This window comes from Bacteroides clarus (genome assembly GCF_015555825.1).
Lineage (GTDB): Bacteria > Bacteroidota > Bacteroidia > Bacteroidales > Bacteroidaceae > Bacteroides > Bacteroides clarus.
Genome location: NZ_JADNLF010000009.1, coordinates 135,454 through 152,586 on the forward strand (window position 1 = coordinate 135,454; position 17,133 = coordinate 152,586).

The window sequence follows — 17,133 nt, forward strand, 5'->3', positions numbered from 1 at the left end:
TGTATCAATCGGCCGCTCTTACAGCCTCACGGGCCAACTGTTGAAAAACATCGTCCATGGTAGCTGCTCCAAACTGTTGTTTCAGTCTGTCGGGAGTATCAAGCGCACGGATTACACCATCCACCATGATAGAAATACGGTCGCAATACTCCGCCTCATCCATAAAATGGGTTGTGACAAAAACAGTGATACCCTGATCGGCAGCCTGATAAATCAACTCCCAAAACTGGCGGCGGGTGGCAGGATCGACACCGCCCGTAGGTTCATCCAGAAAAACAATCTTGGGATGATGAAAAATGGAGACCGAAAAAGCGAGCTTCTGTTTCCACCCCAGCGGCAGATTCTTAACGAGCGTATCACGCTCTTGTTCCAGTCCCAGACGTAGAAGCAATTCATCTGTTCTCGAGGCAATCTCGGTTTCGGGCACCCCATAGATACCGGCAAAAAGGCGGATATTTTCCCATACTTTGAGATCTTCATACAAGGAAAACTTCTGACTCATATAACCGATGTTCTTTTTCACGGCTTCGGATTGGGTGGCAACATCAAAGCCTGCAACACAAGCTTTGCCGTCCGTAGGATGGCTTAAACCTGTGAGCATACGCATAGCGGTAGTCTTACCGGCTCCATTGGCACCCAGAAAGCCGAAGATTTCACCTTGGCGTACTTTGAAGGAAATATGGTCGACAGCCGTAAACGTCCCGAAACGTTTGGTCAGTCCGTCCACTTCTATTACATAATTCTCACGGTTATCCGCTTTCTCGTGTAACAGTCCCGAAGGACAAAGTATGTCCGCAAATTGTTTCAGAATACGGCCGGGAGTATCAATACCATGTATCCGGCCTTCATTGATAAAGGCAATACGGTCGCATTGGCGTGCCTCGTCGATAATCGGAGTAGAGGCTATGATGGTGATACCCTGTTCTTTGAGACGGCGGAGCATTTCCCAAAATTCTTTGCGAGAAACAGGGTCTACCCCCGTGGTAGGCTCATCCAGAAAAAGAATATCCGGCTTATGGATAAGCGCGCAACTAAGGGCAAGCTTCTGCTTCATACCACCGGACAAGGCCCCGGCACGACGTGTACGAAAAGGTTCTATCTGTCGGTAGATATCACGCACCAAATCATAATTCTCCTCAATGGTAGTATGAAAAACCGTAGCGAAGAAACTCAGGTTTTCTTCTACCGTCAGGTCTTGATAGAGAGAGAAACGTCCGGGCATATACCCTACCCGTTGGCGGATAGCCTTATAATCTTTCACAGTGTCCAATCCACATACCGTAGCCTTACCCTCATCGGCAAGCAACAAAGTGGTAAGAATACGGAACAGCGACGTTTTCCCCGCACCGTCAGGCCCGATGATTCCGAAAAGTTCACCCGGACGGACGGAGAGAGAGACGCCTTGCAAGGCCTCCACCCGGCCGTAACGCTTAAAGACGTTATCGACAGTTACTGCAAAGTTCATGACGTTGTTGAATGATGAATTACAAAATACTAACTATACATTATCAGTCGTTAAAATCCACTCCTCCATACATTCCGATTTTCAACATACCATCATTTTTCACAGCCACTTTAATGGTATATACCAAATTGGCACGCTCATCTTTCGTAAGAATTGTCTTGGGAGTAAACTCGGAACTGTCCGAAATCCAAATGACAATTCCAGGATATTCTTTCCTTACATCTTTACCATAATCGGAATAGACTGTCACTTTCTGCCCCAGCTGCACTTCGGACAATTGTTCGGAAGTGATATAGGCGCGCAGATAAATCTGTTCCATATCAGCAATCTTGAATAACGGAGTACCCGGTGCCGCCAGTTCTCCCGCTTCTGCATATTTGGCAAGAACAGTTCCTGTCAACGGGGAAATGATATGGCACTTCTTCAACTGGTCTTCCATCTGCGCGACCTGGATACCTACCGACGAGCTCTGCCACGTCAGGCTTTGGTCGCTGTTCCGCAGCGTGGAGTTTTGAGCGGTAAGTTGTTTACGGAGTACTTTAAGTAGCGATTCGGCGTCATCCAATTGCTTCTGATTAGCCGCACCTACACGAAGCAGATTGGCTACACGGTCACGCTCGCGCTGCGCCTGAAGAATTTGTTCTTTGGTTGCCGCCACCTGTTTCAAAATATCGGGGCGTTGCCCTTCCACAGACTTGGCGCTGGCTTCCAGCTGGAGTTTTTTCAGATAGAGCTGAACCGTGTCGATGATGCCGACTTCCTGCCCGGCTTTCAAGGTCGTACCTTCTTCCACATCCAAACCGAGTATCTTTCCGGACGCTTCGGCAGAGACTATAACCTCGGTAGCTTCAAAAGTTCCCGTAGCGTCATATTCGGGCGTGCCGCTACTGCAAGCGCCAAGAAGGAACAATACCGGCAATAATTTAAATGATTTCATATTATAGGATTTTATTGTTACTGTCAATTCTAAAGTCTCAATTATTTAAAGTATATTTCAACTGCCAGATATTCATCAACAGCTGCACTTCATGCAATGCCTTGGTACGGCGCGCCAGATTTTCATTGGTTATCTCACGGAGCATATCGGTGACGGTCAGCGTCCCGTTCTCTACTTTGGCTTCGGCTGCACGGCGGATATTCTCACGTAAACGGATGATTTCATCGTCATTCGCCATTTGCCTGCGCATGGACCATACACCCGCATCCTGCTGCGTAGCTTGCAAACGGGTATTGAAGAGAAACACGTCTCTGCCGGTTTCTATCTGCCGGCGACTGTTGTCTATCCTGCGGCGGTCATTCTTTAGAGTATACAGACTGCCGAAGTTCCATGACATACGTATACCTGCCACATAATATGCATCAAATTCATCTTTCAGCATATTCAAACCCGGATTGCCATAAGCGCCCTGTACAAAAAGCCCGAAACGGGGCATTACCCTTGCATTCAGCGTAGATTCCTGTACTCTGAGCTGTTCTCCCTGAGCCTCAAAAAGGCGAAGTTCGGGACGGTTATTCATTCCGTTTGCCATATTACCCGTATCTTCCAGTACGGGCTTCCGCAAAGTAGTTCCGGAAGGGATTTCCTGTCCCATAAAAGCGGAAAGCATGTTTAGGTATGCCTGACGCGATGTTTCCAGCTCGATGCGGCGTTGTTTGGCATTCAGTTGTTCCACACTGACGGCATCCAAATCGCTTTGAGTGGCTATACCGTTTATTATATAGTTTGATACTTGCTTGTGCGTTCTTCCCAAATCATCCTGCAAAAGTTGGTTCTGCTTCAGCTGTTCGTCCAGCAACAGGATACCGAAAAACAACTGGTTGACGCGGTCGTTCAACGCGTACATATCCACATTCTGCTTTTCCATGTCCACATCCGATGCCGCACGTGTCAGACGTTTCCTGTTACGGATATCCCCACCGTCCCAAATGGTTTGCTGCAATTCAAGCATCACCTGGTACTGGTCTTTGGGAGCGGTCTTTACATTGATACCCGGTATTTCGACGGGAAGTTGCGTTATATCACTTTGATACGTAGCCTTGCCCGACAAAGAGAACCGGGGCAGATATCCCTTTCCGGCATTGGAAAGGTCATACTCACGTGCCTTTTCTATCAGTCCGTACCGGCGTACCAACGGATAATTAACCTGCGCCTGACGTTGGCACTCATCCAAAGTAAGCTGGGCGTGAGCCAACGTAGCCGTAAGAAGAAAGGTTAAAGAGAGAATTACTTGTTTCATATCCATATCTGTTTCTTATTTATTTAGCACAATGCAAAGATAGACGCATAACTTAGTATGCTTACAACCTATTTGTTGGCAAAGATGTTCCAATAGTACGGCTTTTTGTAGAAAAAGGCAAACGATATGAATACTTTATTATCTTTGCCACTGAATTACTTACTATTTATAAACATGGAAAAGAACAGACCTATAAGCGTTGCATTCGATGATATCCGTTATAAGCTGGACATCATCAACCACCTGGAATATCGCTTTATAAACGATGATTTGGGTATGGTTATCAGTTTCATACAAATGGGAAGCAAGTTGTTCCATACCGGACAGCCCTATCGTGCCAAAGAAGGACGAATCATCCGTATTCTGCAAGGAACAGGGCGAATCTCCATCAACCTTATCGAATACGAAGTATCCGCTCATCAAATTATTATAATCCCCGACAACTCCCTGATAGAATTACTTGAAATCAGTCCCGACTACGATTTTCAAGTCATAGTGCCCGCCTGTAATTTTCTGCCTGCCCTGCCCGGTTCTATCCTGTCGGAAACTTACACGAGAAACGGTATCGTACTGTCACTTAATGAGGAAGAATGGATACAGGCGGAGATGTTTTTTACCCTGCTGTGGAATATACTCCATTCCTCGCCCTACCGTCGTGAAACCGTACAGCACTTCATCATTTCCCTGCTTTACAATCTTAAGTATACTTACGAGCAAACGCGCACAACCACTCCCCTGCGTCTTTCGCGCCGGGAAGAAATATTCCGCCGTTTCATAGCCCTTGTAAACGAACATAGCAAGCAAGAACGTTCCGTCAACTTCTATGCCGACAAGCTATGCCTGACCCCTCATTATCTGAGCACCATTATACGTGAGGCAAGCGGACAGACGGTAATGCAATGGATCAACCAATCCGTTGTTATCGAAGCAAAAGTGTTGCTGAAGCACAGCGACCTGCTAATCTTCCAAATATCGGATGAATTGAACTTTCCCAATCCGTCTTTCTTCTCGAAATTCTTCAAGAGAATGACGGGAATGACGCCTGCCGAATACCAGAAAACATAATAAACCGGAAATGGTCTGTTTTTCCTTATCAGGATGTCATAAACAGAACAGTTTATAAACCTTATAAACCTTTTCTATATAGCGGTTACTGAGTAGTTTTGTCACAAAACTAATATACTGTAAATTATGAAACGAATTTATTGGGTTTTAGCGAGCATTACCACATGCTTACTTGCATCCTGCAACAGTAGCACGAAAGATGCAAGAGAATACCAAACTGTAAAAATAGATACGGTTACTTCCGCCAACGGACAGACCTATCTGCAATATCCCGGAAAGGTAAAAGCGGCACAGGACATCAGCCTCGCATTCAGGGTAAGCGGAACTATCCGGAAGATATATGTAAAAGACGGCGCCCGTGTACAAGCGGGACAGTTGCTTGCCGAACTGGACCCGACGGACTACCAAGTACAACTGGACGCCACAGAAGCCGAATACAAACAGATAAAAGCGGAAGCGGAACGCGTAATGGCCCTGTACAAAGAGAACGGGACTACTCCCAGCGCTAACGACAAGGCTGTGTACGGACTGAAACAAATCACCGCCAAATATCAGCACCACAAAGACCAGCTGGGTTACACCCGCCTTTACGCTCCCTTCAACGGCTATATACAAAAACGTCTGTTTGAAGCACACGAGACAATAGGCGCCGGCATGCCTGTCCTGTCCATGATTAGTGGCGGTGCACCGGAAGTAGAGATAAATCTGCCTGCAGCCGAATACATCCGGCGTGAGCAATTCAACCAATATCACTGCACATTCGACATTTATCCGGACCAGAGTTACCCGTTGAAGCTTATCAGCGTCACTCCCAAAGCCAATGCAAACCAACTGTACACCATGCGCCTGCAACTGGTTGCGGACAAACACCCCGTTCCTTCGCCCGGCATGAATACAATGGTTACCATTCGTTGCGATAGTGACGATGCCCACAGTATGTCCGTACCCTGCAATGCCATTCTGCAGAAAGACGGAGAGGCCGGTGTATTTGTATACACCCCGTCCGACAATAAGGTGAGCCGCCGCGAAGTAACCATAGTGCGCCTGATGAGTGACGGACGCTGCATCATCACATCCGATGAACTGAAACCCGGAGAACTGGTCGTGTCCGCCGGAATACACCACATACAGAACGGAGAAACCGTAAAACCTCTGCCCGCTGCCAGTAAGACAAATATCGGCGGACTGTTGTAACATTGATTTACATCTAAAATATCAGTTATATGGATATAAGTAAATGGGCATTTAAGAACCGTAACCTTATCTATTTTCTGGTGACGGTGCTGCTTATCGGCGGAATTCTCTCCTGCTACCAGATGAGTAAACTGGAAGACCCGGAAATTAAAGTGAAACTTGCCATGGTGGTGACCACATATCCGGGAGCATCCGCCCACCAAGTGGAATTGGAAGTGACGGATGTGTTGGAAAAGAGCATCCGCAGTATGGGAAACATAGACAATGTGGAAAGCTACTCTTACAACGACCTTTCGCTGATACAGGTAGAACTGACCACTACCACCCGGGATGAAGAGGTGGAGCAATGCTGGGACATGTTGCGCCGCAAGGTACACGACGCTTGCGCCCTGCTTCCCGACGGAGCGGGTACCCCTATCGTCAAAGATGATTTCGGCAATGTGTACGGAATGTTCTATGCACTGACAGGCGACGGACTGTCCGACCGTGAACTGTCCGACTATGCCGAACTCATCAAGCGGGAAATCAGTGACATGGAAGACGTAGACCGGGTGGAGCTGTACGGCAAACGTCCCGAATGTATCAACATCTCCCTGTTGCAAGACCGCATGGCAAACCTCGGCGTGAAACCCGCCGAAGTTCTCACTACCCTGAACGGACAGAACAAGACTACATACAGCGGTTATTACGACAACGGAGACAACCGCATCCGCGTCACTGTCAGCGATAAATTCAAGACGGTAGAAGACATAGGCAATATGCTGATTCAGGGACATGACGACGACCAACTCCGTATGCGTGACATTGCCCGTATCGAAAAAGGATACGAAGAACCTACCCGCAACGAACTGTTCTTCGACAGCGAACGGGCGCAAGGCATTCTTGTCGCGGCCGCCAGCGGATCGGATATTGTAAAAGTCGGCGCCGCCGTAGAGAAGAAACTGGCGCAGCTGAAAGAAAACCGCCTGCCCGCCGGTGTAGAGTGCCACAAAGTGTTCTATCAGCCGGAGCGTGTAGGAGCTTCTTTGGGGACTTTCGTAATCAACCTGATTGAATCTGTCATTATCGTTGTAGTCATTCTGATGCTGGCTATGGGATTCAAGAGCGGAGTCATTATCGGAATCAGTCTGGTTGTCACCGTATTCGGCTCCTTCCTGTTCCTGCAAACGGCGGGCGGAACCATGCAGCGCGTATCGCTGGCCGCCTTCGTGCTGGCCATGGGTATGCTGGTGGATAACGCCATCGTCATCGTGGACGGCATATTGGTAGACCTGAAAGCCGGGAAGAGCCGTATGGAAGCCATGACCGCCATCGGCCGCCAGACAGCGATGCCTCTGCTGGGAGCCACCCTGATAGCCATCATCGCCTTTCTTCCCATCTTCATGTCATCGGACACCGCCGGAGTGTACACCCGCGACCTTTTCATTGTGCTGGCTGTCTCCCTGCTGCTAAGCTGGGTACTGGCATTGGTGCACGTACCCCTAATGGCCAATCGCAGGCTGCACCCCACAGTAGAAGTCAGCGCTACCGGAAAACGTGAATACAAAGGGCGTACCTATGCCTTGTTGCGCACCGCCCTATATTTCGGACTGGCACACCGTTGGAGTTTTGTACTGGCAATGGCGGCTCTGTTAGGGCTTTCCATATTCGGTTACGGATATATGCGTCAGGGGTTCTTCCCGGATATGGTGTACGACCAGTTATATATGGAATACAAATTGCCCGAGGGCAATAACTCCACCCGTGTGGCAAGAGATTTAAGGGAAATAGAAGCCTATCTGAAAACACGCAAGGAGATTACCCACGTCACCGCTTCCATAGGCGGCACACCGGGGCGTTACAATCTGGTGCGCAGCATCGCCAATCCGTCGCTGTCTTACGGCGAGCTGATTATCGACTTCACCTCACCGGACGCCCTGGTAGACAATATGGATGAAATACAGGGCTACCTGACACGGCATTATCCCGATGCCTACGTGAAACTGAAACGCTACAACCTGATGTTCAAGAAGTACCCCATCGAAGCTCAATTCATGGGGCCTGATCCCGCCGTGCTGCATCAGTTGGCGGACAGTGTACGGAGCATTATGGAGAATACCCCGGAAGTATGTCTCATCACCACCGACTGGGAACCGCAGATACCTGTACTTTCCATTGAATACGATCAGGCGGCAGCCCGGGCATCAGGCCTCAGCCGTAACGACGTAAGCATGTCTCTCCTTTCCGTGAACGGCGGCATACCTATCGGCTCTTTCTACGAAGGCATACACCGCGACAATATCTATCTGAAATGTCTGGACGAGCAAGGGCGGCCGATAGAAGACTTGGGCAACACACAGGTATTCTCCGCCCTTCCCTCTCTGAACGGACTGCTGAATGAAGAAACCATGGTCAAGCTGAAAGCCGGTACCCTGAGCAAAGAAGAGCTGGTGGAAAGCCTCATGGGCAGTACTCCGCTGAAACAAATCAGCAAGAGCATAGACATCCGTTGGGAAGATCCCGTAGTGCCACGCTACAACGGACAGCGCAGCCAGCGTGTGCAATGCTCGCCCGCTCCCGGCATAGAAACGGAAAAAGCGCGGCAAGCCATTGCACGAAAGATAGAGCAGATAGAATTGCCCGACGGCTACACCCTGCATTGGCAAGGAGAAAAGAATGCAAGCGACCAGTCCATGAAATATTTGTTCAAGAACTTCCCGCTGGCTATCATACTGATGATTGCCATCCTGATTATGCTGTTCAAGGACTACCGCAAACCGATTATCATCTTCTGTTGTCTCCCCATGATTCTTGTGGGAGTGGTGGCGGTGATGTTGCTTACGGGTAAAACGTTCAACTTCGTAGCAATTGTGGGCACACTGGGACTGATAGGTATGCTCATCAAGAACGGCATCGTGCTAATGGATGAAATCACTCTTCAACTAAATCAGGGGATAGAACCGATTACGGCATTGGTGGACAGCGCCCAAAGCCGTCTCCGTCCTGTGACAATGGCGGCGCTGACTACCATTTTAGGCATGATACCGCTGCTGCCCGATGCCATGTTCGGTTCGCTGGCGGCTTCCATTATGGGCGGCCTTACATTCGGAACGCTGATAACGCTCCTCTTCATCCCCATCCTGTACGCATTATTCTTTCATATAAAAAACGAACAATGATGAAAAAGAAAATAATCATCCTCACCTCTCTGCTGTTCTCTGCCGGTATCTCCGCACAGGAGACGCTTACCTTGGAGCAATGTAGGGAAATGGCGTTGAAATACAATAAAGAAATGGCGGCCTCCGCCAAGCAAACGGAAAGCGCGCGCTACACCGCAAAGAGTTACAAAGGTAATTTCTTCCCCAACTTCACCCTCAGCGGAACGGGTATTTACAGTACGGCGGACGGCAGCTTCGGCATAGCCAGCGGCAATCTGCCCACTTTTCTGCCCGATGCCGCAGGACAGTTTCTGCCCAACAACGGTTTCGCCTATTTCCCCGGAGTAGACCTGAACTATAAGATAGGCATGGTATATATGGGCGGTGTACAAATAGAACAGCCGCTGTATATGGGCGGCAAAATTCGTGCGGCCTACAAGATGTCTTTATTGGGCAAAGAAATGGCGCGGATGAACGAAACGCTGACAGCCTCGGAGGTTATCGTGAAAACAGACCAAGCCTATGCGCAGGTCATCAAAGCCAAAGAGATGAAGAAAGTGGCCGAGAAGTACAACGCCGTGCTTATAGAATTGATGAAGAATGTTGAGAGCGCCCATAAGCATGGTCTGAAGCCCCGGAACGATGTGCTGAAAGTGCAGGTAAAACTGAATGAGAGCGAACTTAATATCCGCAAGGCCGGCAATGCGCTCCGTCTGGCAACCATGAATCTCTGTCATTACATCGGCAAGCCTTTGGGCACGGACATACGGACTTCCGACAGTTTTCCCGAAGTGGAACAGGACATCCAACTGCAGATATCGGATATCTCCGCCCGTCCCGAATATGCCATACTGAATCAGCAAGTAGCCATTGCCAAGCAACAGGTTAAGTTAAACCGCAGCGAGTTACTGCCCCAAATCGGTGTAAAAGGTTCATACGACTATATTCACGGCCTGGAAGTGAACAATCAGAATTTGTTTGATAAGGGCAGTTTCTCCGTTCTCCTGAACGTAAGCGTACCTCTTTTCCATTTCGGCGAACGTACCGGCAAAGTACGTGCGGCCAAAGCCAAACTGGAACAAACCCGCCTTGAACAGGAGAATATGAACGAACAGATGTTACTGGAACTTACACAAGCCGCCAACAACCTCGATGAAGCCCGGCTGGAAAGCTCCATCGCCGAACGTTCCCTGCAACAGGCGGAAGAGAATATGAGAGTGAGCCGTAGCCAATATGATGTGGGACTGGAAACACTGTCCGACCATCTGGAAGCACAAGCCATGTGGCAGCAAGCGTACGAAACCAAAGTAGATACACATTTCCGGCTGTACTTGAACTATGTCGCTTATTTAAAGGCGACAGGTACGCTGCTGAAATAACGATTATTATAAAAACAAGAAGCCAAAATGCACCGGATGATTTCTTTCAGGCACGGATTACACGGATTTACTTTATCCTCTTTCCGTGAAATCCGTACCTGAAAAGAAACAAACAGTAATGGACTGTTATTTATACTCCTCCCAAGACTTGATAGCCAAATCATCCGGTGTCATCGTACAGAACGCATTGATAAAGGCGCTTGCCAGACGTGCGTTCGTAATCAGCGGAATATTGAGGTCGATAGCGGCACGGCGTATCTTGTAGCCGTTGTCCAACTCGCCCGCGGTGAGGTTCTTTGGAATATTCACCACCATATCAATTTCTTTCTTATGCAGCATTTCGAGTGCCTGCGGCTGCATATCGGGTTCGCTCGGCCAATAGACGCGGGTATTCTCCACACCATTCTCCGTAAGAAACTTGCTTGAACCACCGGTGGCAAATAGTTTATATCCTTTCTTCTGAAGCATACGGGCTGCGGAAAGCATATCCACCTTCTGTTTCGGAGTACCGGTAGAGAGCAGGATGTTCTTTTGCGGAATACGATAACCGACAGAGAGCATCGCCTTGAGAATGGCACAGGAAGTGTCACTGCCTATACACCCCACTTCGCCCGTAGACGCCATATCCACACCCAGTACAGGGTCTGCCTTTTGCAGGCGGTTGAAGGAGAACTGAGAAGCCTTGATTCCTACGTAATCGAGGTCGAAGAGGTTCTTGTCCGGCTTCTGTACAGGAATGCCGAGCATCACTTTCGTAGCCAGTTCGATAAAGTTGATTTTAAGTACCTTGCTTACGAACGGGAACGAACGGCTGGCACGCAGGTTACATTCAATCACCTTGATGGCGTTGTCCTTGGCGAGATACTGAATATTGAACGGACCGGAGATATTCAGTTCCCGGGCAATCTCCCGACTGATACGTTTGATACGACGCACCGTCTCCACATAAAGCTTCTGCGGCGGAAACTGGATAGTGGCATCACCGGAATGTACGCCGGCAAACTCTATATGCTCGCTGATAGCATACGCGATGATTTCCCCGTTCCGCGCTACGGCATCCATTTCCACTTCCTTGGCATGCTCTATGAACTGGCTCACGACTACCGGATGCTTCTTCGATACGTTTGCCGCCAACTGCAAGAAGCGTTCCAGCTCTTCCTGATTGGAGCAAACGTTCATTGCCGCACCGGATAGCACGTAACTGGGACGAACCAACACCGGGAATCCCACCTTATCGACAAAAGCGTTGATGTCTTCCAGTGAAGTAAGCGCCCGCCATTCGGGCTGGTCTACACCGATACGGTCCAGCATGGCGGAGAACTTGTCCCGGTCTTCGGCGTTGTCAATGCTCTTGGCGCTTGTGCCGAGGATGGGCACATTCTGCGCATCAAGACGCATGGCAAGGTTGTTCGGTATCTGGCCGCCCGTAGAAACGATTACCCCATGCGGATTTTCCAGCTCGAGGATGTCCATGACACGCTCGAAGGTGAGTTCGTCGAAATAGAGGCGGTCGCACATATCGTAGTCTGTGGATACGGTTTCGGGATTGTAATTAATCATCACGCTGCGATAGCCCTCCTTGCGGATAGTGTTCAATGCCTGTACACCGCACCAGTCGAACTCTACCGAGGAGCCGATGCGATACGCGCCCGAACCGAGTACAACGATAGACTTACGGTCGCCCAGGTAATGCACATCATTGGCAATGCCGCTATACGTCAAATACAGATAGTTGGTCTGCGCGGGATATTCGGCGGCAAGGGTATCTATTTGTTTCACTACGGGCAGAATACCCATACTCTTGCGCAACGCACGTATGGCAAGTATGCCGTCCTCGCTATCCATATAGCGTTCCAAACCGAGAGCACGGGCTATCTGCAAATCGGAGAAGCCCTGTATCTTGGCCTTGCGCAACAGCTCCCGCGCTGTTTTGTCATTTCGGACGGAGTGAAGAAACTGCTCCTTTGAAAGCGCAAGGGACAGAGAGTCGCCGCTGCGCTCCGAATGACAGGCGGCTGTTGAATGGCAGACAGCTTCCGAATACTCGTGCAGTTCCTTGCTGGTATTCATTATATTCATCAGCTTCTCCAAGAACCAGCGGTCTATCTTTGTCAGTCCATGCACCTGTTCTACGGTATATCCGGCACGAAAAGCCTTGGAGATGACAAAGATACGCTTGTCCGTAGGCTCTCGGAGCGCTTTATCGATATCGGGGATAACCAGCTCCTTGTTCTCCACAAAGCCATGCATCCCCTGTCCTATCATGCGCAACCCCTTCTGAATAGCTTCTTCAAAAGTGCGTCCGATAGCCATGACCTCGCCGACAGACTTCATGCTTGAACCCAGTTCCTTATCTACGCCATGAAACTTGCCCAAATCCCAACGGGGAATCTTACAAACCACATAGTCCAGCGCCGGCTCAAAGAATGCGCTGGTAGTCTTGGTAACGGAATTCTTCAGGTCGAAAAGCCCGTAGCCCAATCCGAGTTTGGCGGCTACGAAAGCGAGCGGATAACCCGTTGCCTTAGAGGCAAGTGCAGACGAACGGCTCAAGCGGGCATTTACCTCTATTACACGGTAGTCTTCGCTTTCCGGGTCGTAGGCATACTGTACATTGCACTCGCCCACAATACCGATATGGCGGATGATGCGGATAGCCAGTTCACGCAGTTTGTGATAATCCGTATTGCTTAATGTCTGCGACGGAGCAATCACGATAGATTCCCCTGTGTGGATGCCCAGCGGGTCGAAGTTCTCCATATTGCAGACCGTTATGCAGTTGTCGAAACGGTCGCGTACCACCTCATACTCCACTTCTTTCCAGCCGCGCAAGGACTTCTCCACCAATACTTGCGGGGAGAAGGAGAAAGCCTTTTCCACCAGCACATTCAATTCTTCCTCATTGTCGCAGAAGCCCGACCCCAGTCCGCCCAGCGCATAGGCTGCACGCACTATCACCGGATAACCCAGTTCCGCAGCGGCGCGACGGGCATCTTCGGCATTCTCCACAGCCTCGCTCTGAATGGTTTTTACATTGATTTCATCCAACTTCCGGACGAATATCTCACGGTCTTCCGTATCTATGACAGCCTGCACGGGAGTACCGAGCACCTTTACACCGTATTGCTCAAAAACACCCTTCTTGTAAAGCTCCACGCCGCAGTTCAACGCCGTCTGTCCGCCAAAAGCGAGCATAACGCCGTCGGGGCGTTCTTTCTCGATAACTTTCTCCACGAAATAAGGGGTAACGGGCAGGAAGTAAATCTGGTCGGCCACACCTTCAGAGGTCTGCACCGTAGCGATGTTCGGGTTGATAAGTACGGTATGGATACCTTCTTCTTTCAATGCCTTGAGCGCCTGCGAGCCGGAATAGTCAAACTCTCCCGCCTCACCGATTTTCAGTGCGCCGGAGCCAAGCAACAGGACTTTCTTTATATTGTTTTCTTTCATTTGTCTAAATTTGATTATACCAACAATCGGTTTTCACAGGCATCCGAATCTTTTTTGATGTACATCAAACAAAGTTTTGACGTATATCAAACCACATTTCGATACCTGTCAAACCCTTATAGCAACTTCACGAACTCATCGAACAGGAACTCCGTATCCGTCGGTCCGCTGGCAGCTTCGGGATGAAACTGCGCGGAGAACCAGGGATTGCGCTTATGGCGAATACCCTCGTTGGAGCCGTCATTCATATTGATGAAAAGCGGTTCCCAGTCTTCGCCCAACGTATTGTTGTCCACCGCATAGCCATGATTCTGCGAGGTGATGAAGCAGCGTTCCGTACCCACCATGCGCACCGGCTGATTATGACTGCGATGTCCGTATTTCAGCTTGTATATCTTGGCTCCTCCGGCTTTGGAGAGTAATTGATTACCCATACAGATACCGAAGATAGGCAGCTTTTCGTTCTGCATCGCCTTGCGGATATTCTGTACGGCGGCATCACAGGTGTCGGGATCGCCGGGTCCATTGGAGATGAACAGGCCATCGAACTCCAGCCCGTTGAAATCGTAATTCCAAGGAACGCGAATGACCTCCACATTCCGTTTCAGCAGACAACGGATAATGTTGGTCTTGACACCGCAGTCCACAAGAACAACCTTTTTGAATGAAGAATGAGGAATGAGGAATGAAGAATGGGCTGCGCTACGGGTGGAAGTGCCGTCGGGCAGGTAATGGATGATTTCCTTGCAGCTCACGCGGTCCACGTAGTTCACACCCTCGTACACCGCTGCCGGCAATTCTTCATCCTTCCGCCCTGATTCTTCATTCTTAATTCTTAATTCTTCATTCCTCCCCCCCGATTCTTCATTAAACTCTATTCTCCCCATCATCACGCCGTGCTCGCGCAGTACTTTAGTCAATTCGCGGGTATCGATGCCTGTAATGCCCGGTACTTGCTCACGCTTCAGCCAGTCGCCAAGGCTTTCCACGGCATTCCAATGGCTGTAATTTTCGGAATAGTCACTTACGATAACGGCTTCGGCATGGATGTGTTCACTCTCCATGAATGTAGGCAGCCCGTTTGGCTCGATGGTGAAAGGCGGTACACCGTAGTTGCCCGCCAACGGATAAGTGAGCGTCATCAACTGGCCGGCGTACGAAGGGTCGGTCAGGCTTTCGGGATAACCCGACATGGCCGTGTTGAAAACCACCTCTCCCGCTACCGGCTTTTCATAGCCAAACGACTTACCGCAGAAGCGGCTCCCGTCGTCAAGGATTAAAGTTACATTTCTCATATTCAGAATTGATATACTTGTTCTATGTAATTAATAAATGCCGCGTTCAGCAACTTCACACCGCCCGGCGTGGGATAGTCACCGCTGAAGTACCAGTCGCCCCGGTGCCGCGGACAAGCTTCATGCAGGCCTTCAAGAGGCTGATATACAATCTGCACTTTGGCCTTCGTGCCTTTCGGGGTCAGGAGTTCCACCATCTTGGCGGAAATCTCTTCATCGGTAAAGGGAGCATAGATTTCCTTTACGTAGTTCACCATCTGCTCCTTGGGCAGCCCCGCTTGCTCCTTGGATTTGCGGTAGGCGGATTCGATGACATCGCGCATCTCACGCTCTTTCAGCAGCTCGATGGCGGCTTTGAAAGCAATGAATTCGCTCATCTTCGCCATGTCGATACCGTAATAGTCGGGATAGCGCACTTGCGGCGAGGAACTTACGATTACAATCTTCTTCGGATTGAGGCGGTCGAGGATGCCGATTATGCTTTGTTTCAAGGTAGTGCCGCGCACAATGCTGTCGTCTATGATAACCAGATTGTCCACGCCGGGCACGAGGCTGCCGTAAGTGATGTCGTACACATGAGCGGCAAGGTCATTACGGCTGTTGCCCTCGGCGATGAAAGTACGCAGCTTGATGTCTTTGACGGCTACCTTTTCGCTTCGTATGCGACGGGACAGGATACGCTCCAACTCATCGTGGCTGGGATTATGTCCCAAAGCGGCAATCTGCCGGACTTTCTCCTCGTTGAGGTAGTCGTCCAGTCCCTGCAACATTCCGTAGAAGGCCACTTCCGCCGTATTCGGTATGAAGGAAAAGACGGTATGGTCTATATCCTTATCAATGGCTTTCAGGATGTTAGGCACCAACTTCTCACCCAATAGTTTACGTTCCTTATAGATGTCCACGTCACTGCCGCGACTGAAATAAATACGCTCGAAGGAACAAGGTTTCACTTCACGCGGCTTATTGATTTGCACCGTACGGAGCTTACCGGCTTTGTTGATAAGGACGGCTTGTCCCGGTTGCAGCTCCTTGATGCTGTCAGCGGAAACGTTGAGCGCGGTCTGTATCACAGGACGTTCGCTGGCGAGCACGGCTATTTCATCATCCTGATACCAGAATGCAGGGCGGATGCCCCAGGGGTCCCGGACGGCGAATGTCTCACCGCTCCCGGTAAGCCCGCACATCACATAGCCTCCGTCCCACTCTTTGCTCGAGGTGCGCAACACGTTGGCAAGGTCTATATGGTCTTCGATATAATGCGTGACGCCCATACCCGTCAGCCCTTCGGCTTCGGCAAGGTTGAAGAGGCGTTCCACTTCGCGGTCGAGCCGGTGCCCCACCTGTTCCAGCATGATATACGTATCGGCATACTTGCGAGGATGCTGGCCGATAGCGGTGATGCGTGCAAAGATTTCATCCACGTTCGTCATGTTGAAGTTGCCGCACAGGGCAAGGTTCTTGGCACGCCAGTTGTTTCTCCTGAGAAACGGATGCACGTACGAGATGCCCGACTTCCCCGTGGTGGAATAACGCAGATGTCCCATATACACTTCTCCCGCGAAAGGAAGCACACGCTTTGCATAACCGGCGTCGTGCAATTGTTCTTTCGTCAGGTCTTTAAAGTTGCTCTGCACCGTATCGAATATCTCGGTAATAGCTCCCGAACCGAGCGCCCGTTCGCGGAACATATATTCCTCGCCGGGGTTCGCTTCCAGTTTCACGCAAGCCAGTCCGGCTCCTTCCTGCCCCCGGTTGTGCTGTTTCTCCATGAGAAGGTAAAGCTTGTTCAGCCCGTACATCCATGTACCGTACTTTTCTTCGTAATACTCCAGCGGTTTCAGCAGGCGTATCATGGCAACGCCACATTCATGCTTCAGTTGTTCCATTTATATATTTACTAATGAGTAATTA

General features: G+C 49.9%; 10 protein-coding genes. 4 read left to right on the forward strand and 6 right to left on the reverse strand.

From position 1 onward, the window contains the following. Positions 1–4: 4 nt before the first annotated feature. Genes I2F54_RS11355 through I2F54_RS11365 form a run of 3 tightly spaced genes read right to left on the reverse strand, consistent with a single transcriptional unit; the run spans position 5 to position 3,708 of the window. The gene (locus I2F54_RS11355; protein WP_195501260.1) at positions 5–1,465 is read right to left on the reverse strand and encodes an ATP-binding cassette domain-containing protein; all 1,461 of its coding nucleotides are present in this window, start codon (positions 1,463–1,465) and stop codon (positions 5–7) included. A 43-nt stretch (positions 1,466–1,508) separates the two neighbouring features. Next, a complete protein-coding gene (locus I2F54_RS11360) occupies positions 1,509–2,402 on the reverse strand; it encodes an HlyD family secretion protein (protein ID WP_195501261.1) in 894 nt (297 codons plus the stop codon). A 37-nt stretch (positions 2,403–2,439) separates the two neighbouring features. Next, entirely contained in the window at positions 2,440–3,708 is a 1,269-nt protein-coding gene (locus I2F54_RS11365) for a TolC family protein (protein ID WP_195501262.1), read from the reverse strand. Positions 3,709–3,876: 168 nt separating this feature from the next. On the opposite strand from I2F54_RS11365, the gene I2F54_RS11370 reads away from it, so the two are divergent. The 4 genes from I2F54_RS11370 (at position 3,877) to I2F54_RS11385 (ending at position 10,477) form a co-directional block, all read left to right on the forward strand. Then, positions 3,877–4,767 carry a helix-turn-helix domain-containing protein gene (locus I2F54_RS11370; RefSeq protein ID WP_195501263.1) on the forward strand — a complete coding sequence of 297 codons (891 nt, stop codon included), beginning with the start codon at positions 3,877–3,879 and terminating at the stop codon, positions 4,765–4,767. 126 nt (positions 4,768–4,893) lie between these two features. Beyond that, positions 4,894–5,961 (forward strand): efflux RND transporter periplasmic adaptor subunit, encoded by a 1,068-nt coding sequence (locus I2F54_RS11375; RefSeq protein WP_195501264.1) that lies wholly within the window; start codon positions 4,894–4,896, stop codon positions 5,959–5,961. A 29-nt stretch (positions 5,962–5,990) separates the two neighbouring features. Beyond that, positions 5,991–9,119, forward strand: a complete 3,129-nt coding sequence (locus I2F54_RS11380; RefSeq protein ID WP_195501265.1) for an efflux RND transporter permease subunit — start codon at positions 5,991–5,993, stop codon at positions 9,117–9,119. Beyond that, positions 9,116–10,477: a TolC family protein gene (locus I2F54_RS11385; RefSeq protein WP_410518268.1), complete on the forward strand. Its 1,362-nt coding sequence runs from the start codon at positions 9,116–9,118 to the stop codon at positions 10,475–10,477. Before I2F54_RS11380 ends, I2F54_RS11385 begins: the two co-directional genes overlap by 4 nt. 126 nt (positions 10,478–10,603) lie before the next feature. Here the strand turns inward: I2F54_RS11385 and carB are convergent, their stop codons facing one another. The 3 genes from carB to I2F54_RS11400 form a co-directional block, all read right to left on the reverse strand. Continuing rightward, positions 10,604–13,927 (reverse strand): carbamoyl-phosphate synthase large subunit, encoded by a 3,324-nt coding sequence (gene carB / locus I2F54_RS11390; protein WP_195501267.1) that lies wholly within the window; start codon positions 13,925–13,927, stop codon positions 10,604–10,606. Positions 13,928–14,043: 116 nt separating this feature from the next. After that, complete coding sequence (gene carA, locus I2F54_RS11395; RefSeq protein ID WP_195501268.1) at positions 14,044–15,222, reverse strand: glutamine-hydrolyzing carbamoyl-phosphate synthase small subunit; 1,179 nt, start codon at positions 15,220–15,222, stop codon at positions 14,044–14,046. 2 nt (positions 15,223–15,224) lie between these two features. Beyond that, positions 15,225–17,108 (reverse strand): amidophosphoribosyltransferase, encoded by a 1,884-nt coding sequence (locus I2F54_RS11400; RefSeq protein WP_195501269.1) that lies wholly within the window; start codon positions 17,106–17,108, stop codon positions 15,225–15,227. Positions 17,109–17,133 lie beyond the last annotated feature (25 nt).